The following is a 20,483-nucleotide window of genomic DNA, read 5'->3' on the forward strand; positions in this document are numbered from 1 at the left end:
GGAAACGAAAAACGCCTGCCGAATCAGGCAGGCGTTTCGATCGTAGCCAGCAGGCCTCGAACCCGGCAGTCGGCCGGACGGCCAACATCAATGCGCGTGCGGGACGGCGCGGCGGCGACGCAGCGCATAACCGGCCGCGACGACGAACAGCGCGCCGGCGATGCTCGCGCCGTAGACGGCAGCCGGCGTATCGAGCACCGGCCAGCGATCGCCGACCGGGTCGTGCACCATCAGCCCGCCCGCGATCCAGCCGAGCAGCCCCGCGCCGAGCGCGACGACGATCGGGAACCGGTCGAGCAGCTTCAGCACCAGCGTGCTGCCCCACACGATGATCGGCACGCTCACGACGAGCCCGAAGATCACGAGCGCCAGCCGGTGCGACGGATCGGCCTGCTCGGCCGCGCCGGCGATCGCGATCACGTTGTCGAGGCTCATCACCGCGTCGGCGATCACGATCGTCTTCACGGCATCCCACAGCCGGTCGGCCGGCTTCACGTTGTCGTGCGCATCGGCGTCCGGCGCCATCAGCTTGATGCCGATCCACAGCAGCAGCAGGCCGCCGCCGAACTTCAGGAACGGCACGTCGAGCAGCACGACCGCGAACGCGATCAGCGCGACGCGCAGCAGGATCGCGCCGGCGGTGCCCCATACGACGCCGCGCAGCCGCTGGTTGGCCGGCAGGTTGCGGCACGCGAGCGCGATCACGACCGCGTTGTCGCCGCCGAGCAGGATGTCGATGATGACGATCTGGAATACGGCGCCCCAGTGCAGCGACGTCAGGAATTCAAGCATGAGTGGTATCGGATGGAGGAACGGAAGTCTGGCGGGCGGCCCGCTTCGTCGCCGGCGCATGCGTCGCGCATGGCCGGTGCTTACAAATTCATTGCGCGAGCATAACAAAAAACGCCGGCAGAGCCGGCGTTTTTTGCAGGACGAACCGCGGGGAAATTACAGCGCCTTCTTCAGCAGACGGCCCATTTCCGACGGGTTGCGCGTGACGGTGATGCCGCACGCTTCCATGATTTCCAGCTTCGCTTCGGCCGTGTCCGCACCGCCCGAGATCAGCGCGCCGGCGTGGCCCATGCGCTTGCCCGGAGGCGCCGTGACGCCAGCGATGAAGCCGACGACCGGCTTCTTCATGTTGTCCTTGATCCACTCGGCCGCGTTGGCTTCGTCCGGACCGCCGATTTCACCGATCATCACGACCGCATCCGTATCCGGATCGTCGTTGAACATCTTCATCACGTCGATGTGCTTCAGACCGTTGATCGGGTCGCCGCCGATGCCGACTGCCGACGACTGGCCGAGGCCCAGCGCCGTCAGCTGCGCAACGGCTTCATACGTCAGCGTGCCCGAACGCGACACGACGCCGATGCGGCCCTTGCGGTGGATGTGACCCGGCATGATGCCGATCTTCAGCTCGTCCGGCGTGATCGTGCCCGGGCAGTTCGGCCCGAGCAGCAGCGTCTTGCGGCCTTCGCGACGCATGCGGTCCTTCACTTCGATCATGTCGCGGACCGGGATGCCTTCCGTGATGCAGATCGCGAGATCGAGGTCGGCTTCGACCGCTTCCCAGATCGCGGCCGCGGCGCCTGCCGGCGGAACGTAGATGACCGACACGGTCGCGCCGGTTTCGGCCTTCGCTTCCTTGACGCTCGCGTAGATCGGAATGCCTTCGAAGTCTTCACCGGCCTTCTTCGGGTTCACGCCCGCGACGAATGCCTCGCGGCCGTTTGCGTATTCACGGCAGGCGCGCGTGTGGAACTGACCGGTCTTGCCGGTAATGCCCTGCGTGATGACCTTCGTGTCCTTGTTGATCAGAATCGACATGTATTTTGACCTCTGTTCGATTGGCGTCGCGTGCAAACCGCGCCGCCATACGTGTTCATTAGCGCGTGCTTACTTGCCTGCGGCAGCCGCGACGACCTTCTGCGCGGCTTCTTCCATGCTGTCCGCCGAGATGATCGGCAGGCCGGAATCGGCCAGCATCTTCTTGCCGAGGTCCTCGTTCGTGCCCTTCATGCGCACGACGAGCGGCACGTTCAGGTTCACGGCCTTCGAACCGGCGATCACGCCTTCCGCGATCACGTCGCAGCGCATGATGCCGCCGAAGATGTTCACGAGAATCGCCTTCAGGCCCGGGTTCTTCAGCATCAGCTTGAACGCTTCCGTGACCTTCTCGGTGGTCGCGCCACCGCCGACGTCCAGGAAGTTCGCCGGCTCGCCGCCGAACAGCTTGATGGTGTCCATCGTCGCCATCGCGAGGCCTGCGCCGTTCACGAGACAGCCGATGTTGCCGTCGAGCGAGATGTACGCGAGGTCGAACTTCGACGCTTCGATTTCAGCCGGATCTTCTTCGTCCAGATCGCGGTACGCGACGATTTCCGGGTGACGGAACAGCGCGTTCGAGTCGAAGTTGAACTTCGCGTCGAGTGCGATGACCTTGCCGTCGCCGGACACGTTCAGCGGGTTGATTTCGGCCAGCGATGCGTCGGTTTCCCAGAACGCCTTGTACAGGCCTTGCAGGATCGCGCGCGCTTGCGGAATCGAAGCAGCCGGCACGCCGATCTTCGCGGCGAGGTCGTCCGCCTGCGCGTCGAGCAGGCCCGTCGACGGCTCGACGATGACCTTGTGGATCAGTTCCGGGTGCTTTTCGGCGACTTCTTCGATGTCCATGCCGCCTTCGCTCGAACCCATCAGCACGATCTTCTGCGACACGCGATCGACGACGAGGCTCACATACAGTTCCTGCTTGATGTCGGCGCCTTCTTCGATCATCAGACGGTTAACCTTCTGGCCTTCCGGACCGGTCTGGTGCGTGACGAGCTGCATGCCGAGGATCTGGCTCGCGTATTCGCGCACCTGCTCGATCGACTTCGCCACCTTCACGCCGCCGCCCTTGCCACGGCCGCCCGCGTGAATCTGAGCCTTCACGACCCATACCGGGCCGCCAAGCTCTTCCGCCACCTTGACGGCCTCGTCAACCGAGAACGCCGGCTTGCCGCGCGGTACCGCGACTCCGAATTTCCGCAGGATTTCCTTACCCTGGTACTCGTGAATCTTCATGCGTGATTCCCTTCAGTCTGAGAGTTGGATGAAAAATCGCTTAAGACGCTTCTTCGAATGATTTCCGTTCATTCCTTCGTGCTGCCTTCACCGGGCAGATCCGGCTGGATCGGGCCATACCACCGCGGGTAGTACTGCCGCACGACCTCGCCGTCGAACCGCAGCGCCCGGCAGCGGCCGAGCTGGAAAGGCGGTTCGGCGTGCACGCCGTCATGGTCCGGACCTTCGCCGCCCTCCTCGCGCACATTCCACACGTCACCGGCGAACGCCTGGATCGCGGCCGTCGGCAGCACGGCGCACAGTTCGGTGAGATGGGAACAGCCTGCGACGCCGGCGAGCAGCCGGTTCGCGTTGCGGCGGAAATTGCGGAAGAGATTGAGCCCGATGAGGGCCCGATAGGCAGGAGTGGCGGATTGACAGTGACCGGGATAGGGAACCCATTCCGACGACGCTTCGGCGTCGACGACATTGAGGTCACGATCGATAGTCACGCGCAGCCAGAGTTCATGGATCGGCAGGCCCTGGGGCCGGATGCCCGACGCAAGCGCGACGTCGCGCGGCTTGTGGTCGGTCAGGCAGGCTTCGATGTCCCACAAGCCGTCGCCGCGCTCGTAGGCTTCCGCTCGGATTGCGCGTCGATGTCGCAACTGACGGGGCACGGGCTCGGATAGCGGCATGCTGGAGGTTGAGGCCGAAGAGGAAAACCCGTGGATTTTAGCATATTGGGTATTTGAGGCATTCGGCCCCGACGGCGGGTATTCCCGCCTGTCCGGAAACGGTTGCATTGCAGCAAAATCGCGCGCCACGCGCGCGACCGGGACCGGTCAGTCGTCGAGCGGAAAATCGTCGCCGACCTTCAGCAACTTCACGATGGTCGCGCTCGAGAAGCCGCGCGCGGCAAGGAAGCGCGCCTGCTTCGCGCGCTCGGCCGGCGTTTGCGGCAGCGCACCGAATTTCTTGCGCCACACGGCCTGCGCGCGCGTGAACTCGGTCTCGCGCAATTGCGCATTCACTTCGTCGACGAGACTGTCGCCGACCGCATGGCGCTTCAGTTCGCTGACGATGCGCGCGACGCCGACGCGCGATGCGCGGCGATGCACGAGACTCTCGGCAAAACGGGCGTCGGACAGCCAGCCTTCCTGCTCCAGCGCGTCGAGCACGGGTTCGACGGATTCGTCCTCGCCGACGTACGGCGCGAGCTTGCGCGCGAGTTCCGCGCGACTGTATTCGCGCCGGGACAGATAGCCGAGCGCGCGGCCCTTAAGGGAGCGCGGGGGTTTCGACGATTTGCGCCCGGTCGCACCGGACTCGTCGCCGGACGCCGCGCCGGCAGCATCGCCGGACGCTCGGCGCGTGCGGCGCGGATGCTGGCTGCTGCGCGTATAGACGTCTTCCGTCGCCGGAGCCGCCGCATCGGCGATACGCTCAGCGGGGAAGCTGACGCCGGACACGCGACGGTGCGATCGGTCGTGCGCGTCGAACGACTCGTCGTCGTCGAACGGATCGACCGGAGCAGTGATCTCAAACGAAACGAGGGCATCGTCAGATGCCCTCGTCGCGGTGCGGTGCGCGGCATGACTGCCCGCGCGCCGCCGGTCGGCACCCGAGGATTCGGCTCGCCGGGCCGAGCGCCCCGCCGTTTCGGGCGCGTCGCTCGACTCCGGTTCGCCAGCCTGACCTCGGCGCCCGACCATCATTCTTCTTCGTCCATCGCCTCGGCTTCGTCGACCACGCCGTCGGGCATCGCTACGACGCCGAGCGACTCGCGAATGCGGTTCTCGATCTCGCGCGCGATTTCCGGATTCTCGCGCAGGAACTCACGCGCGTTGTCCTTGCCCTGACCGATCTTCTCGCCGTTGTAGCTGTACCAGGCGCCTGCCTTGTCGACGATCTTCGCCTGCACGCCGAGGTCGATGATCTCGCCCTGACGCGAAATGCCTTCGCCATACAGGATGTCGAAGATCGCTTCGCGGAACGGCGGCGACACCTTGTTCTTCACGACCTTCACGCGGGTTTCGTTGCCGATCACCTCGTCGTTCTTCTTGATCGAGCCGATCCGGCGGATATCCAGACGCACCGACGAGTAGAACTTGAGCGCGTTGCCGCCCGTCGTGGTTTCCGGGTTGCCGAACATCACGCCGATCTTCATCCGGATCTGGTTGATGAAGATCACGAGGCAGTTCGTGCGCTTGATCGTGCCCGTCAGCTTGCGCAGCGCCTGCGACATCAGGCGAGCCTGCAGGCCCGGCAGCGAATCGCCCATCTCGCCTTCGATTTCGGCCTTCGGCACGAGCGCCGCGACCGAGTCGATGACGATCATGTCGATCGAGCCCGAGCGCACCAGCGCGTCGGTGATTTCGAGCGCCTGCTCGCCGGTGTCCGGCTGCGAGATCAGCAGCTCCGGCACGTTCACGCCGAGCTTTGCCGCATATTGAACGTCGAGCGCGTGCTCGGCGTCGATGAACGCTGCCGTGCCGCCCAGCTTCTGCAGCTCCGCAATGACCTGCAGCGTGAGCGTCGTTTTACCGGACGATTCCGGACCGTAGATCTCGACCACCCGGCCGCGCGGCAGGCCGCCGACGCCGAGCGCGATATCGAGGCCCAGCGAGCCCGTGGAGACGACCTGGATGTCTTCCTTCGCTTCGCCGTCGCCCATCCGCATGATCGACCCTTTGCCGAACTGCTTCTCGATCTGCGCGAGTGCGGCCGCCAGCGCCTTGCTCTTCTCGGCGGTCATCCCGGAGCCCTTCTTGCTATCTTCCATGAATCGTCCTTTGCTATGATGAGCAGCGTCTGTTAGAGGCGCGCCCGCTTTCAAGCGCCGCCCACGAATGCAGACACTGTATAAAAAAACAGTGTTTTATGCAAGCCCGCAATGCAGGCTGCGTTGTACACGGATAACTTCGGAGACAGCCGCGCCGGCGCGCACGCCCGCCGCGGCCACCGGTCAGCAACATGCGAATTCTCATCGCCGAAGACGACAGCATACTCGCGGACGGCCTCACCCGGTCACTCCGCCAATCGGGCTATGCGGTCGACCACGTGAAGAGCGGCGTCGAGGCCGATACCGCGCTGTCGATGCAAACCTTCGACCTGCTGATCCTCGATCTCGGGCTGCCCAAGATGTCCGGGCTCGACGTGCTCAAGCGCCTGCGCGCGCGCAATTCCAATCTCCCCGTGCTGATCCTGACCGCCGCCGACAGCGTCGACGAGCGCGTGAAGGGGCTCGACCTCGGCGCGGACGACTACATGGCCAAGCCGTTCGCGCTCAACGAGCTCGAGGCGCGCGTGCGCGCGCTCACGCGGCGCGGCGCGGGCGGCGGCCCGACCGTCGTGCGGCACGGCTCGCTCGCGTTCGACCAGGTCGGCCGCATCGCGTATGCGAACGAGCGCGTGCTCGATCTGTCCGCGCGCGAGCTCGGGCTGCTCGAAGTGCTGCTGCAGCGCATCGGCCGGCTCGTGTCGAAAGAGCAGCTCGTCGACCATCTGTGCGAATGGGGCGAGGAAGTCAGCAACAACGCGATCGAGGTGTACGTACACCGGCTGCGCAAGAAGATCGAGCCGAGCGGCGTGCGGATTTCCACCGTGCGCGGCCTCGGCTATTGCCTCGAGAAAGTCGCGCCCGCGGCGCCGGCCGATCCGGCCGCACCGGCCCAACCCGCGGCAGCCGGCACGCCGCTGCGCTGACCCCGGCCGTTGCCGCGATGGCCACGCCGGCCCATTCCCGCCATTCGACCGGCGAACAGCCGTCCGCCGCCGACGCGGTGCGCGACGCGCGCTACGCGAACCCGTTCGCGCCGCCCGACGAAACCGACGCGCCCGAGGCGGCCCGTCCGCGCTCGCTGTTCGGCGAGATCCTCGACTGGATGCTCGCGCCGCTGCTGCTGCTGTGGCCGATGAGCATCGCCGTCACCTATCTGGTCGCGAAGACGATCGCGAACGGTCCGTTCGACCGCGCGCTCGAGACCAACGCGTACGTGCTCGCGCGGCAGATTCATCCCGTCAACGGCGTCGCCGAATTGACGCTGCCGCAGCAAACGCGCGACTTCCTGCGCGCGGACAACGTCGACAGCGTGTACTTCCAGGTGCTCGGCACGCGCGGCGAGCTGGTCGCGGGCGAGGCCGACATGCCGCTGCCGCGCGACGAGGACCGCCCGCCGCCGGGCGTCGTCGTGTTCCGCGACGATCTCCTGCGCGGCAACGACGTGCGCGTCGCGTATACGACCGTCGAGCTGCCGCAGTCGAACGGCGCGCAGCCCGTGCTCGTGCAGGTCGGCGAGACGCTCGACAAGCGCAACGCGCTCGCGAACGACATCATCAAGGGCGTGATCCTGCCGCAGTTCGTGATCCTGCCGCTCGCGATCCTGCTCGTCTGGTTCGGCCTGTCGCGCGGGCTCGCGCCGCTCAATGCGCTGCAGGCGCACATTCGCGCGCGGCGGCCCGACGATCTGTCGCCCGTCGAGGCGCAGCGCGCACCGCCCGAGATCGAGCCGCTCGTCACGTCGTTCAACGACCTGCTCGCGCGCCTCGAGCAGAACATGGCGCTGCAGAAACGCTTCATCGCCGATGCCGCGCACCAGATGAAGACGCCGCTCGCGGGGCTGCGCACGCAGGCCGAGTTCGCGCTGCGCCACCCCGTGCCGCCCGACGTGCAGCGCTCGCTCGAGCAGATCGCGACGAGCTCCGAGCAAGCCGCCCGGCTCGTCACGCAACTGCTCGCGCTCGCGCGCGCCGAGAACCGCGCGAGCGGGCTCACGTTCGAGCCGGTCGAGATCGGTTCGCTCGCGCGGCGCACGGTGCGCGACTGGGTGCAGGCCGCGCTCGCGAAACGCATGGACCTCGGTTACGAAGGCCCGGACGACGACGCGCCGCTCGCCGTCGACGGCAATCCGGTGATGCTGCGCGAGATGCTCGGCAATCTGGTCGACAACGCGATCCGCTACACGCCCGACGGCGGCCGCATCACCGTGCGCGTGCGGGCCGAGCCCGCGGCGCGGCGCGTGCATCTGGAAGTCGAGGACACCGGGCCCGGCATCCCGGCCGCCGAACGCGAGCGCGTGGTCGAGCGCTTCTACCGCATCCTCGGCCGCGAAGGCGACGGCAGCGGCCTCGGGCTCGCAATCGTGCGCGAGATCGCCACGCAGCACGGCGGCACGCTGACGCTCGACGATCACGTCTATCAGCATGCGCCGCGCCTCGCCGGCACGCTCGTGCGCATCAGCCTGCCGTTGTCGGAAGACATGCCGGATCAATCCTGATACACGCGTCGCGCCCCTGCCGCGCGGCGCGGCGCGATCGCGTTCGAACCGGCGCTTTACCGCCCGTTGGCAGCACGATCGGCACGCGATCGAAGCGCAAGAAGCCGATTCTTCGCGGGTTAACGCGCATTCGTTTTGTCCGCGCGAGTCAGTGCGCCGTAAGTTTCCGTGCCAATAATCGTCGACAGGCCCGCCCACCCAAGGCGGCCGCACATTTATATCAAGGGACTTGGAGACGATTCATGGCAACGTTAGGCGGGCAAATTTCGCACTCGCCGATGACGAGCGAAGAGAAGAAAGTGATCTTCGCGTCGTCGCTCGGCACCGTGTTCGAGTGGTACGACTTTTACCTGGCCGGCTCGCTCGCGGCCTACATCAGCAAGAGCTTCTTCTCCGGCGTCAATCCGACCGCCGCGTTCATCTTCACGCTGCTCGGCTTCGCGGCCGGCTTCGCCGTGCGTCCGTTCGGCGCGATTGTGTTCGGCCGGCTCGGCGACCTCGTCGGCCGCAAGCACACGTTCCTCGTGACGATCGTGATCATGGGCGTGTCGACGTTCGTGGTCGGCTTCCTGCCGGGCTACGCGTCGATCGGCATCGCCGCGCCGGTGATCTTCATCGCGATGCGGCTGCTGCAGGGCCTCGCGCTCGGCGGCGAGTACGGCGGCGCGGCGACCTACGTCGCCGAGCATGCGCCGGCCAACCGGCGCGGCTTCTACACCGCGTGGATCCAGACGACCGCGACGCTCGGCCTGTTCCTGTCGTTGCTCGTGATCCTCGGCGTGCGCACGTTCATCGGCGAGGAAGCGTTCGGCAGCTGGGGCTGGCGCGTGCCGTTCGTCGCGTCGATCCTGCTGCTCGCGGTGTCGGTGTGGATCCGCCTGCAACTGAACGAATCGCCGGTGTTCCTGCGCATCAAGGCCGAAGGCAAGACGTCGAAGGCGCCGCTGACCGAAGCGTTCGGCCAGTGGAAGAACCTGAAGATCGTGATCCTCGCGCTCGTCGGCCTGACCGCCGGCCAGGCCGTCGTGTGGTACACGGGCCAGTTCTACGCGCTGTTCTTCCTCACGCAGACGCTGAAGGTCGACGGTGCGAGCGCGAACATCCTGATCGCGATCGCGCTGCTGATCGGCACGCCGTTCTTCCTGTTCTTCGGCTCGCTGTCGGACAAGATCGGCCGCAAGCCGATCATCCTGGCCGGCTGCCTGATCGCGGCGCTCACGTACTTCCCGCTGTTCAAGGCGCTCACCCACTACGCGAACCCGCAGCTCGAACTCGCGACGCAGAAGGCGCCGATTTCGGTCGTCGCCGATCCGGCCACCTGCTCGTTCCAGTTCAACCCGGTCGGCACGTCGAAGTTCACGAGCTCGTGCGACATCGTGAAGAGCGCGCTCGCGAAGGCCGGCCTGAACTACGAGAACGTCGCGGCGCCCGCCGGCACGACCGCCCAGATCAAGGTGGGCGACACGGTGATCCAGGCCTATGACGGCAAGGCGGCCGATGCGAAGGCGCAGGGCGCGGCGTTCGACAAGACGCTCGCGTCGACGCTGAAGGCGGCAGGCTACCCGGCCAAGGCCGATCCGGCGCAGCTGAACTGGCCGATGACGATCGTGATCCTGACGATCCTCGTGATCTACGTGACGATGGTCTACGGCCCGATCGCCGCGATGCTGGTCGAGATGTTCCCGACTCGAATCCGCTACACGTCGATGTCGCTGCCATATCACATCGGCAACGGCTGGTTCGGCGGCTTCCTGCCGGCGACCGCGTTCGCGATCGTCGCGGCGAAGGGCAACATCTATTCGGGGCTCTGGTATCCGATCGTGATCGCGCTGATCACGTTCGTGATCGGTCTGCTGTTCGTCAAGGAGACGAAGGACTCAAACATCTACGCGCAGGATTGACGTCGTCGAGGCCGGCTGGCGGGCTCCCACCCGCTAGCCTGGCCCGAACCGGCTGCAGACAACTATTTTCAGGAAAGATCGAAAAAGGTGTTGACAGCCAGGCGGCAGATCGACATAATTCAAGTCTTCGGCGAATTAGCTCAGTCGGTTAGAGCGACGGAATCATAATCCGCAGGTCCGGGGTTCGAGTCCCTGATTCGCCACCAAATGCGAAAAGCCGCTGTTCCGAAAGGATCAGCGGCTTTTTTCATTGCTTCGTCCGACGCACGTGGTGCCGTGCGCCGTGACTCGTCCGGGCCCGGCGCGCGCGCCACGACTACGCCACCACCGCCCGGCGCTGCACATCCGGCGCCTCCGCCCGCGCCTCCTTCCCGCGCCAGTTCTCCCCGCCCTCCAGCGCCGGCGTCGACTCGAACAACTCCGCCATCCAGTCCGCGAACACGCGCACCTTCTGCGACAGGTGCCGGTTGTGCGGATACACGATCGAGATCGGCTTGGGCTTCGGATTGCAGTCGGGCAGCACCTCGACGAGCGAGCCGTCGCGCAGATGCGGCAGCACCATGAACAGCGTCGGCTGGATCATCCCGAACCCTTCGAGCCCGCACGTCACGTACGCGTCCGAATCGTTGACGGTCACGGTGCCGTTCATCCGCACCTCGACCGGCTTGCCGTCGATCATGAACACCCACGGAATCGCGCGCGCGCCGTGGCTCGCGCGGAAATTCACCGCATGATGATCGGCCAGATCGGCAATCTCCTGCGGCTCGCCGTGGCGCGCCAGGTAGTCCGGCGACGCGCACGTCACGCGCTTGAGCATCCCGATCCGCCGCGCGACCATCGACGAATCCTCGAGCGGCCCGACCCGGATCATGCAGTCGATGCCCTCCTCGACCGGATCCACGTAACGGTCCGACAGACCGAGGTCGAGCGTGATGTCCGGATAGCGCTGCCGGAAAATCGACAGCGACGGCAACACCACGCGCCGCCCGAGCGAGCTCGGCATGTGCACGCGCAGCACGCCGCTCGGCTTGCGATTGCCGGTCTGGAAACTCGAATCGACTTCCGCGATCTCCGAGATGATCTTCATGCAATGCTCGTAGTACGCGGCGCCCTCCGGCGTCAGCGACAGCCGGCGCGTCGTCCGGTGCATCAGGCGCACGCCGAGCAGCGCCTCGAGATTCTGGATGATCGTCGTGACCGATGCGCGCGGCATCGCGAGCGTGTCGGCCGCGCGCGTAAAGCTGTTCGCGTCCACCACGCGGGTGAAAACTTCCATTGCCTGGATGCGGTCCATGCTGCGCCCCCTTCGAATCGCCAACAGGACAGGATAGAGCGCGCAGCGCACACGGCACAAGCCCCCGCCTATTGTTCCCAACTTCTGAATAGTGGCGGCACGCCGGAGTCGAAAGTGATCCGTTTTCGTGCAGCTGGGCGCGATGGCCGCTCCGCGCGGGCTGCCATCCGACGCCGCGCTACCGCACGAACCGCTCGCGATAGCCCTGCGGCGACACGCCGAGCACGCGCACGAAGCTGCGCCGCAACGTTTCTTCGGAACCGAAGCCGCACCGCGTGGCGATCCGCTTGACCGGCCACGCGGTTTCGCCGAGCAGGCGCTGCGCGGCCTCCACGCGAATCTGTTCGACCGCGCGCGCGGGCGTGCGGCCGGTCTGCGCGCGATAGTGGCGCACGAAACTGCGCTCGCTCATGCTGACGCGCTCGGCGAGCGCGGGCACCGACAGGTCGGCGCTCAGGTGCTCGGCGATCCACGCATGCAGTTCGCCGAAGCGGTCGTCGGTGCGCTGCATCGACAGCATCGTGCTGAACTGCGCCTGGCCGCCAGGCCGTTTCAGAAACACGACGAGTTCGCGCGCGGCGTCGAGCGCGACCGCGCGCCCGAGATCCTCTTCGACCAGCGCGAGCGCGAGATCGATGCCGGCCGTCACGCCGGCCGACGTCCACAACGCCCCTTCGCGGATGAAGATCGGATCGGGCTCGACGCGCACGTTCGGATAGCGCGCCGCGAACTCGCCGCAGCGCGCCCAGTGCGTGACCGCGCGCCGACCGTCGAGCAGGCCGGCCTCGGCAAGCAGGAACGCGCCGGTGCAGACCGACGCGATGCGTCGCGCGCGCTGCGCCTGCTGCCGCACCCAGCGGACCATCCGCGCATCCTTCGAAGCGGCATGCACGCCCTTGCCGCCCGCGACGATGACCGTGTCCGGCCGCCCGGCGGAGCGCAGCGAATCGGCCATCACGACGAGGCCGGACGACGTCTCGATCGGCCCAGCCTCGGCGGCCACGACGCGCGGCGCATACGGCGCCGGCTGACCGCGCTCCTGCGCGAGCTCGTTGACGGATGCGAACACCTGCAGCGGCCCGGTGACGTCGAGCAACTGCGCACGGGGGAACGCGAGGATCAGGATCGAGCGTGGCGCGGCGGACATGGCGGTTGGCTGAAATCGTGGGCGATATGGCAATTTCGCCAAACACTACGCGCCTAGAATCGATCTGTCCATCGTGCGCCGGCCACGGCGCGTCCCCCTTCCCTTCGGAGTGTTCGCATGACTCTGCATATCGGCCTTCTCGTGTTTCCGGGCGTCCAGCAACTCGATCTCACCGGCCCGCACGACGTGCTCGCGTCGCTGCCCGGCGCGGCGGTTCATCTGATCTGGAAATCGCGCGACTCCGTCGCGTCGAGCAGCGGCCTCGCGCTCGCGCCGACCTGCACGTTCGACGACTGCCCGCCGCTCGACGTGATCTGCGTGCCCGGCGGGATCGGGATCAACGAGCTGCTGCTCGATGCCGAGACGATCGCGTTCGTGCAGCAGCGCGCGGCTGCCGCGCGCTACGTGACGTCGGTCTGCACGGGTGCTCTGCTGCTCGGCGTGGCCGGGCTGTTGCGCGGGCGCCGCGCGACGACGCACTGGGCGTTTCATTCGCTGCTCGAACCGCTCGGTGCAGTCCCGGTGCGCGAACGCGTGGTACGCGACGGCAACCTGATCACCGGCGGCGGCGTGACGGCCGGCATCGACTTCGCATTGACGATCGCCGCCGAGCTCGTCGGCGACGAAGAAGCGCAGGCGATCCAGCTGCAGCTGGAATACGCGCCCGCGCCGCCGTTCGATGCAGGCTCGCCGGATACCGCGCCGGCGTCGGTCCTGAAGCGCGTGACCGAGCGCTCGGCGGCCGGACTCGAGAAGCGCAGGCAGACGATCGACGCGGCGTTGCGCGCAACGGCGCGCTGATCCCCGCATGGGCGAACCGGCGGGGCGGGCTCGCCGAAAGCAAGACCGCGCCGCCCGCCTGCCTTCGACGTATTCACGCTCACGTACCGATCGATGAACATCATCCGCAGCACCAGATTCACCGCACCTCGCGCGTGGGGCGCGCTGGACATCGCGAACCTGAACGGCATCACGGTCCGCCTGCACTGGACCGATCAGCCTTACCGCTGGCACATGAACGACGGAGAAGAAGTTTTCGCGGTGCTCGACGGCCGCGTCGAGATGCGCTACCGGGAAGCGGGCGTCGAGCACGCGACGGTGCTCAAAACGGGCGACGTATTCCACGCGACGGCCGGCACGGAACACGTTGCGCATCCGCTCGGCGAAGCGCGCATTCTCGTGATCGAGACCGAAGGCAGCGCCTGACGGACGAAGCGCCGCGCCGCGCGTCGTCCGTCGGGCAGGCTTCAGCCGGAGATGGCGCCCGTCCCCTGCGACGGAATCAGTTTCGGCTGCGGCGTACACAGGCACTGGCACAGGTCGTGTTCGAGCGCGACGACCTTGCCCATCACGGTCATCGTCCGCTCGCCGCCGTCGGACACGATCACGCCCTGCGTCTTGCACGCGGCGCAGAACACCGGTGCGCCGAGATACGCGAGTTCGCGGCCGTCGAACGACGAATGGGCGATCCCGTCGAGCACGACGCCGCCGTGGTCGGTCGTGTCGCCCTTCAGAATGAACTTGCGGCTCATGGTTCGGCTCTCCCTCGGAAACACCGCGCAGCACGGCGTCGGGCCGCGCGCGGGCAGTCGGTATCCGCCCGTCGGTCGCGGGCGTGTCGCGAGGATATCATCGTGCGGACGATCCGCCGCCGTTCGGATCAGAACGTCGCAACGTGTAGGGCACGCCGATCGGCGTTTCAAATTGCCGGCCGTTCGCGAGCGCACCAGCGCACCGGCGCACCGACAGCGCCGAAGTCGCGCCCGCCGGATGCGCTGCTTCGTCGGCGCAGCGCACCGCACGATTCGGCGACGCTCGCGGTATCGATGGCGGCGCGTCCCATTCGAATCAAATCACCCAAGTAACCGCAACGATTTTTATCTCGAAATTACCGAATATTTTCGTACAATTACTAACTACGAATTAACCGATACGGATTTATATCCGCCCACCCCGGACGTCGAACCGGCCGGCGCCAACATTCGCGAATCCGCCATTCTGAAACGGCCCGCCGCGGCCATCAACACGCATTTTCATAAAAATCATTCACCGAAACGAGTCGTTCAAACTTTCCAAATCGATGAATAGAATTTAAATAAACACTTTCTGTTTATCGATAAAAATGGACGAACTTCTACCGATGCGGTTATTTGTCAAGGTCGCTGAACTCCGCAGCTTCGCACGCGCGGCGACCGAACTGAACATTTCGAATTCGTCGGCCACGCGCCTCGTGATGGGCATAGAGGACCGGCTCGGCGCGCGGCTGCTGAACCGCACGACGCGCAGCCTGTCGCTGACCGACGCCGGCCATCTGTATCTCGCGCAGATCCGTCACGTGATCGACGAGATCGACCGCGTCGAGGAAACGATCGCGTCGATGCATCACGAGCCGATCGGGTCGTTGAAGATCGCCGCGCCGGTGATGTTCGGCATGCACGTGCTCGCGCCGGCGATCGATGCATTCAAGACGCGTCATCCGGCGATCGTGCCGGAAGTCACGATCGTCGACCGGCACGTCGATCTCGTGTCGGAGGGCTTCGACGTCGGCCTGCTGCTGTCGCAGCACATCAGCAACAACACGCTGGTGAAACGGCCGCTCATGCTGCTCGAGCGGATCGTCTGCGCGGCGCCGCAATATGTCGAACGGCATGGCGCGCCGGCCCATCCGCACGACCTCGCATCACACGCCTGTCTGGCATTCCATGCCGATTTCGCGGGCGAATACGTATCGTTCGATCACGACCAGACGCGCGTGACCGTGCGGCCGAACAAGTCCGCATCGTCGAACAACATCGGGCTGATCCGGAACTGGGCGGTCGCGGGCATGGGCATCGCGGTGCTGCCCGCCTTCCTCGTCGAGCGCGACGTCGCCGACGGCCGCCTCGCCGCACTGCTGCCCGGCTACCGGCTGGAGGCGCTCGAGATGAACATCGCGTATCCGAGCCGGCGTCATTTCCCGCGCAAGGCGCGGCTCTTCGTCGACCATCTGATCGATCATTTTTCATCGGGTGAATGACGGAGCCCGCGCGTTCAGCGAGACGCCGTCATGAGTCGGCCGCTGAATCGCATCCTGCCGCGCGTGATCAGAGCAACATCGCGACACACAATGCGGCGCCGCACAGATACGTTCCGAACGCGCCGACGAAGCGCGCGGGATTCGGCTTCGCCATCGTCGGCCACGCGAGCAATCCGATCACGAGCAGACACCGGCAAGCGGTGGCCGCGACGATCAACGACAAGACCGTACGCGACGGATCGTGTGCGCCGAAATAGAGAAACAGCACGGCGAGAAACGGCGCGTATTCGGCCGTGTTGCCATGCGCGCGCACGACCTTGTACAGCCCGTTGTCGGGATCGGACGCGCATCCGCAACCCGTGGTGTGCCGAAAGCGCGTGACCGATACGAACAGCCCGAGCCCGAACAGCAGCGCGCCCAGGATCGCCGTGCAGACCAGTGCGACAGGATGAATCGACATGGAGCCCCCCGGGGCCGAAACGGCAATCGCCGCACAACCGGTGATCGTACCTGTGAGCGCCGGGCGCCGGACCATCTCGGAAACCCGTAGCGGCGTCACGCGGCGGCCGTGGATTTCCGCACCCTATCCGCCCCCATTTTTCGTCACGCGGCGACACGCGAAGCCGGCATCTCCGCGCGATGGCAGCCTGCCGCCGGCCGGCGCATGCAGACGTACCGGCGCGAAACGCGCAACCGTCGGGCCGCGCACGCATGCACAGCCGGAGTGCAGCGCCGACTGCCGCGCTCGCGGGCACGCACGTTGCGTCCGCGCATCTCAGTAGTGAACCGCCCTTGGCAGCCCGCTGCGGAGGACTACACTAATCCTTAATGAGGTGCGGCCGGAGCCCGCGCCTTCAGGGAGACGCCGCCATGAATCGGCCGCTGAATCGCATCCTGCCGCGCGTGACCGGGACTGCATCGGTCTGGACGTGGATCAAGTGGTCGTTGCTGGCCGCGCTGGTGATCGCGATCGCGATCCTCGCGCGGCTCGTGATGACCGAGATCGAGACGTCGCGCCTGCAGGCGCACTATCTGTCCGAGCTCACCCGCGACGTCGGCTACACCGTCGAAACGGGCGCGAGCAACCACATCCGCTTCCCCGCGAACGGGCCGTACGATCAGCGCCTCGGCTATTCGATGATTCCGGCATTCCAGCAGCGACTGCTCGCGCGCGGCTTCGTCGTCGGCAAGCAGGCGCGCGATTCCGACCGGATGCTGTCGCTCGCCGATCACGGCCTGTTCCTGCCTTACGAAGAGAAAGACCAGACCGGGCTGATGCTGTTCGACTCGACCGGCTCGCCGCTGTTCGCGACCGTGTTCCCGCAGCGGGTGTACGCGGATTTCGACACGGTGCCGCGCGTGGTCGCCGATTCGCTGCTGTTCATCGAGGACCGCTACCTGCTCGACCCGAACCAGCCGAACCGCAACCCGGCGATCGACTGGGGCCGCTTCAGCCGCGCGCTCGCCGATCAGGCGCTGCACGTCGTCAACCATCACCAGGCACGCCCCGGCGGCAGCACGCTCGCGACGCAGATCGAGAAATTCCGTCACTCGCCCGACGGCCGCACCGCGACGCCGCCGGAGAAGCTGCGGCAGATCGCGTCCGCGTCGGTCCTCGCGTATCTGAACGGCCCGCAGACGATGCTCGCGCGGCGCGGGATCCTGGTGCGCTACCTGAACTCGGTGCCGCTCGCCGCGCGGCCGCACGTAGGCGAAATCACCGGCCTCGGCGACGGCCTCGCCGCATGGTACGGCCGCGACTTCAACGAAGTGAATCGCCTCCTGTCCGCGCCGACGACCGGCGACAACATCGACGAGCAAGGCAAGGCGTTCCGCGAGGTGCTGTCGCTGATCATCGCGCAGCGCGCGCCGTCGTACTTCCTGAATCGCGGCTATCCGGCGCTGCAGAAGCTGACCGACAGCTACCTGCGGCTGCTGTCGAACGGCGGCGTGATCTCGCCCGCGCTGCGCGATGCCGCGCTCGCCGCGCAGATCGAACGCAGCGCGCCGCCGCCGGCTCCGCGCGTGCAATCGTTCGTGTCGCGCAAGGCGGTGTCGTCGGCGCGCGCGTCGCTGCTCGCGGCGCTCGGGATCAACGACCTGTACCAGCTCGACCAGCTCGACCTGGAAGCGACCAGCACGCTCGACAACGGCGTGCAACAGGCGGTCGCCGAGCGGCTCGCGCTCGCGTCGACCCGCGACGGCGCGCAGGCGGCCGGCCTGTACGGCTTCGAGATGCTCGCGCCGAAGGACGACCCGTCGCACCTCACGTACAGCTTCACGCTGTACGAGCATCGCAACGGCGCGAACCTGCTGCGCGTGCAGACCGACAGCGTGAACCAGCCGTTCGACGTGAACCGCGGCGGCCGCATCAACCTCGGCTCGACCGCGAAGCTGCGCACGCTGATCACGTATCTGCAGATCGTCACCGAGCTGCACGCGCGCTACGGCGGCCTGTCGAACGCGCAGCTCGCGCAGGTGAAGCCCGATCCGCTCGACGGGCTGTCGCGCTGGGCGCTCGACTACCTGTCGCACACGCGCGACCGCTCGCTGCAGGCGATGCTCGACGCGTCGGTCGAACGCAAGTACTCGGCGAGCCCGGACGTGTTCTACACGGGCGGCGGCGCACAGGTGTTCTCGAACTTCGAGAAGTCGGACAACGGCCGCATCCTGACGCTGCACACGGCGTTCGAGCATTCGGTGAACCTCGTGTTCGTGCGGCTGATGCGCGACATCGTCCATTACGAGATGCTGAAGGCGGCCGGCCCGTCGTCGTCGTGGCTCGGCGACCCGGAGCAGCGCAAGCATTACCTCGCGCAGTTCGTCGACGGCGAAAGCCAGGTCTACGTGAGGCGCTACTACGCGCGCTATGCGGGCAAGGCGCCCGACGACGCGCTCGCGCTGATGCTGAAGGACGTGCGCAAGTCACCGCCGAAGATCGCGACGGTGCTGCGCAGCGTCGCGCCGAACGAGTCGCTCGCGTGGTTTAGCGCGCAGATGCGCGCGCAGCTGAAGGGCACGCCGGCCGCGACGCTGTCGGACGACGATCTCGCCGCGCTGTACGCGAAGTACGCGATCGACCGCTTCAACCTGAACGATCGAGGCTATATCGCGAGCGTCCATCCGCTCGCGCTGTGGACGCTCAACTACCTGCGCGCGCATCCGGACGCGCCGCTCGCCGACGTTCAGCGCGACAGCCGCGACGCGCGCTTCTACACGTATTCGTGGCTGTACAAGACGCGCTATCACGCGACGCAGGACCGCCGCATCCGCCGGATGGTCGAGCTGCGCGCGTACGGCGAAATCACGAAGGCGTGGCGCGCGCTCGGCTACCCGTTCGCGGAAGTCACGCCGTCGTACGCGGCCGCGATCGGCGCATCGGGCGACCAGCCCGACGCGCTCGCGAAGCTGATCGGCCTGATTGCGAACGGCGGCCGGAAGGCGCCGACCGAGACGATCACGCGCCTCGACTTCGCGAAGGGCACGCCGTACGAAACACGCTTCGTGCGCGCGGCCGCGCAGCCGCAGCAGACGCTGTCGCCGGAGATCGTCAACGTCGCGCGCACGCTGCTGCGCGGCGTCGTGCTGAACGGCACCGCGCGGCGCCTCGCGGGCGGCTTCACGCTGCCCGACGGCAAGACGCTCGACGTGTACGGCAAGACCGGCACGGGCGACCAGCGCTTCAACGTCTACGCGCGCGGCGCGCGGCTGATCGAGTCGCGCAAGGTCAATCGCAGCGGCACGTTCGTGTTCGTGCTCGGCGACCGCTTCTTCGGCGTGCTGACGGCGACCGCGCACGAGCCGTACGCGGCGCGCTACGACTTCACGAGCGCGATGGCCGTGCAGCTGCTGAAGTCGATGGCGCCGGCGCTCGCGCCGCTGATCGAGCGTCCGGCCACGGCCGGCACGCGCACCGCGGGCCCCGCGCCGCAGGCGGAAACGCCGGCGCCCCAAGCGGCGCCGGTCGAGCCGTCGTGACGACAAGCGCGAGCGCTCGGCGCGCGCGCGGCGAGTTCGCCCGGCTCAAAGCGAGCGGCCGTCGAACTGCGTGACGGGCAGCGCATCGATGTCGACATCCTCGAGGCAGCGCACGTTGATCGCGGCCATCTCCGTGCCGTCCGGATGCCTGCCTTCGCCGAACGTGTGAATCCCGCAGCGCTTGCAGAAGCGATGCCGGATCACGTGCTTGTTGAACAGGTAGGTGGCGAGGTTGTCGTCGGACGTGACGAGCGTCATGTGATTGCGCGGCACGAACCACATCAGCGCGCCCTTGCGCCGGCAGATCGAGCAGTTGCAGGCCATCACGCCCTGCAGGTCGCCTTCCGCCTCGAATTTCACGTCACCGCAGTGACAGCTTCCGCGATAGAGCATGGTCGTCTCCCGGGGGCGCCCCGTGCGCGCGGCGGCGTCCGCGCGGGACGCCGTTGGCCGGGCCGTCTCTAGCGCGTACAGTAGCGCGCACGCGTGCCGCGTGCAATGTGCGGCGGCATTCGTTCCGATCCGCTCACCACCGTTCCACTGCAAGGAAAAACCGCGATGCTCGAACTGCGCCCCGGCTGCGAATGCTGCGACAAGGATCTGCCGCCCGATTCGGCGGACGCACGCATTTGTACATTTGAATGTACTTTCTGCGCGAGTTGCGCCGAGGACGTGCTCAAGGGCCGCTGCCCGAACTGCGGCGGCGATCTGGTCGTGCGCCCGCGCCGTCCCGCGAGCCTGCTTGCGAAGTACCCGGCGTCGACGCAGCGCGTGCTGAAGCCGGGCGGCTGCCCGAGCCGCTGACGGCCGCGCGCCGCCCGCC

The 20,483-nt window shown here is 66.8% G+C and carries 20 protein-coding genes and 1 tRNA gene; 10 read left to right on the plus strand and 11 right to left on the minus strand.

Translation table 11 applies throughout. The features are described 5' to 3' along the window. Nucleotides 1-87 precede the first annotated feature (87 nt). From BSE24067_RS09640 to recA, 6 genes are all read right to left on the minus strand, one after another. Complete coding sequence (locus BSE24067_RS09640; protein ID WP_151067234.1) at nucleotides 88-792, minus strand: TerC family protein; 705 nt, start codon at nucleotides 790-792, stop codon at nucleotides 88-90. 156 nt (nucleotides 793-948) lie between these two features. Continuing rightward, the gene (gene sucD / locus BSE24067_RS09645; protein ID WP_006477916.1) at nucleotides 949-1,830 is read right to left on the minus strand and encodes a succinate--CoA ligase subunit alpha; all 882 of its coding nucleotides are present in this window, start codon (nucleotides 1,828-1,830) and stop codon (nucleotides 949-951) included. Nucleotides 1,831-1,899: 69 nt separating this feature from the next. Beyond that, complete coding sequence (sucC, locus tag BSE24067_RS09650) at nucleotides 1,900-3,066, minus strand: ADP-forming succinate--CoA ligase subunit beta (RefSeq protein WP_151067235.1); 1,167 nt, start codon at nucleotides 3,064-3,066, stop codon at nucleotides 1,900-1,902. A 68-nt stretch (nucleotides 3,067-3,134) separates the two neighbouring features. Beyond that, nucleotides 3,135-3,743, minus strand: coding sequence for a DUF2889 domain-containing protein (locus BSE24067_RS09655; RefSeq protein WP_151067253.1), 609 nt, complete (start codon nucleotides 3,741-3,743; stop codon nucleotides 3,135-3,137). Between the two features lie 147 nt (nucleotides 3,744-3,890). Then, nucleotides 3,891-4,760: a recombination regulator RecX gene (gene recX, locus BSE24067_RS09660; RefSeq protein ID WP_151067254.1), complete on the minus strand. Its 870-nt coding sequence runs from the start codon at nucleotides 4,758-4,760 to the stop codon at nucleotides 3,891-3,893. Further along, nucleotides 4,760-5,830, minus strand: coding sequence for a recombinase RecA (gene recA / locus BSE24067_RS09665; protein ID WP_151067236.1), 1,071 nt, complete (start codon nucleotides 5,828-5,830; stop codon nucleotides 4,760-4,762). Before recA ends, recX begins: the two co-directional genes overlap by 1 nt. Before the next feature lie 191 nt (nucleotides 5,831-6,021). On the opposite strand from recA, the gene BSE24067_RS09670 reads away from it, so the two are divergent. The 4 genes from BSE24067_RS09670 (at nucleotide 6,022) to BSE24067_RS09685 (ending at nucleotide 10,431) form a co-directional block, all read left to right on the plus strand. Beyond that, nucleotides 6,022-6,753, plus strand: coding sequence for a response regulator transcription factor (locus BSE24067_RS09670; protein ID WP_151067237.1), 732 nt, complete (start codon nucleotides 6,022-6,024; stop codon nucleotides 6,751-6,753). 17 nt (nucleotides 6,754-6,770) lie between these two features. After that, nucleotides 6,771-8,324, plus strand: a complete 1,554-nt coding sequence (locus BSE24067_RS09675) for a sensor histidine kinase (protein ID WP_151067238.1) — start codon at nucleotides 6,771-6,773, stop codon at nucleotides 8,322-8,324. Between the two features lie 242 nt (nucleotides 8,325-8,566). Continuing rightward, nucleotides 8,567-10,225 carry an MFS transporter gene (locus BSE24067_RS09680; protein ID WP_151067239.1) on the plus strand — a complete coding sequence of 553 codons (1,659 nt, stop codon included), beginning with the start codon at nucleotides 8,567-8,569 and terminating at the stop codon, nucleotides 10,223-10,225. Between the two features lie 129 nt (nucleotides 10,226-10,354). Further along, nucleotides 10,355-10,431: transfer RNA gene (locus BSE24067_RS09685), tRNA-Met, on the plus strand. A gap of 110 nt (nucleotides 10,432-10,541) precedes the next feature. Here BSE24067_RS09685 and BSE24067_RS09690 read toward each other — a convergent pair. After that, complete coding sequence (locus tag BSE24067_RS09690; protein WP_151067240.1) at nucleotides 10,542-11,519, minus strand: LysR family transcriptional regulator; 978 nt, start codon at nucleotides 11,517-11,519, stop codon at nucleotides 10,542-10,544. A gap of 178 nt (nucleotides 11,520-11,697) precedes the next feature. Further along, nucleotides 11,698-12,666 (minus strand): GlxA family transcriptional regulator, encoded by a 969-nt coding sequence (locus BSE24067_RS09695; protein ID WP_151067241.1) that lies wholly within the window; start codon nucleotides 12,664-12,666, stop codon nucleotides 11,698-11,700. A 117-nt stretch (nucleotides 12,667-12,783) separates the two neighbouring features. Here BSE24067_RS09695 and BSE24067_RS09700 point away from each other — a divergent pair, with 117 nt between their 5' ends. Both BSE24067_RS09700 and BSE24067_RS09705 read left to right on the plus strand, forming a co-directional pair. Beyond that, complete coding sequence (locus tag BSE24067_RS09700) at nucleotides 12,784-13,467, plus strand: DJ-1/PfpI family protein (protein WP_151067242.1); 684 nt, start codon at nucleotides 12,784-12,786, stop codon at nucleotides 13,465-13,467. A 93-nt stretch (nucleotides 13,468-13,560) separates the two neighbouring features. After that, a complete protein-coding gene (locus BSE24067_RS09705; protein WP_151067243.1) occupies nucleotides 13,561-13,872 on the plus strand; it encodes a cupin domain-containing protein in 312 nt (103 codons plus the stop codon). Between the two features lie 41 nt (nucleotides 13,873-13,913). On the opposite strand, the gene BSE24067_RS09710 is transcribed toward BSE24067_RS09705, so the two are convergent. Next, nucleotides 13,914-14,198, minus strand: a complete 285-nt coding sequence (locus tag BSE24067_RS09710) for a PAAR domain-containing protein (protein ID WP_151067244.1) — start codon at nucleotides 14,196-14,198, stop codon at nucleotides 13,914-13,916. A 172-nt stretch (nucleotides 14,199-14,370) separates the two neighbouring features. Here BSE24067_RS09710 and BSE24067_RS09715 point away from each other — a divergent pair, with 172 nt between their 5' ends. Continuing rightward, on the plus strand, nucleotides 14,371-14,754 hold the full coding sequence (locus tag BSE24067_RS09715; RefSeq protein WP_151067245.1) for a hypothetical protein: 384 nt from the start codon (nucleotides 14,371-14,373) through the stop codon (nucleotides 14,752-14,754). Between the two features lie 34 nt (nucleotides 14,755-14,788). Beyond that, a complete protein-coding gene (locus tag BSE24067_RS09720; protein ID WP_151067246.1) occupies nucleotides 14,789-15,682 on the plus strand; it encodes a LysR family transcriptional regulator in 894 nt (297 codons plus the stop codon). Nucleotides 15,683-15,749: 67 nt separating this feature from the next. Here the strand turns inward: BSE24067_RS09720 and BSE24067_RS09725 are convergent, their stop codons facing one another. Then, nucleotides 15,750-16,142, minus strand: a complete 393-nt coding sequence (locus BSE24067_RS09725) for an MAPEG family protein (protein WP_151067247.1) — start codon at nucleotides 16,140-16,142, stop codon at nucleotides 15,750-15,752. 410 nt (nucleotides 16,143-16,552) lie between these two features. On the opposite strand from BSE24067_RS09725, the gene BSE24067_RS09730 reads away from it, so the two are divergent. Further along, nucleotides 16,553-19,660, plus strand: a complete 3,108-nt coding sequence (locus BSE24067_RS09730; protein ID WP_151067248.1) for a transglycosylase domain-containing protein — start codon at nucleotides 16,553-16,555, stop codon at nucleotides 19,658-19,660. A 45-nt stretch (nucleotides 19,661-19,705) separates the two neighbouring features. On the opposite strand, the gene BSE24067_RS09735 is transcribed toward BSE24067_RS09730, so the two are convergent. Beyond that, nucleotides 19,706-20,053: a GFA family protein gene (locus tag BSE24067_RS09735; protein ID WP_151067249.1), complete on the minus strand. Its 348-nt coding sequence runs from the start codon at nucleotides 20,051-20,053 to the stop codon at nucleotides 19,706-19,708. 165 nt (nucleotides 20,054-20,218) lie between these two features. Here BSE24067_RS09735 and BSE24067_RS09740 point away from each other — a divergent pair, with 165 nt between their 5' ends. Next, entirely contained in the window at nucleotides 20,219-20,464 is a 246-nt protein-coding gene (locus BSE24067_RS09740; protein ID WP_151067250.1) for a DUF1272 domain-containing protein, read from the plus strand. Nucleotides 20,465-20,483 lie beyond the last annotated feature (19 nt).

Source organism: Burkholderia latens (assembly GCF_902499045.1).
Taxonomy (GTDB): domain Bacteria; phylum Pseudomonadota; class Gammaproteobacteria; order Burkholderiales; family Burkholderiaceae; genus Burkholderia; species Burkholderia latens.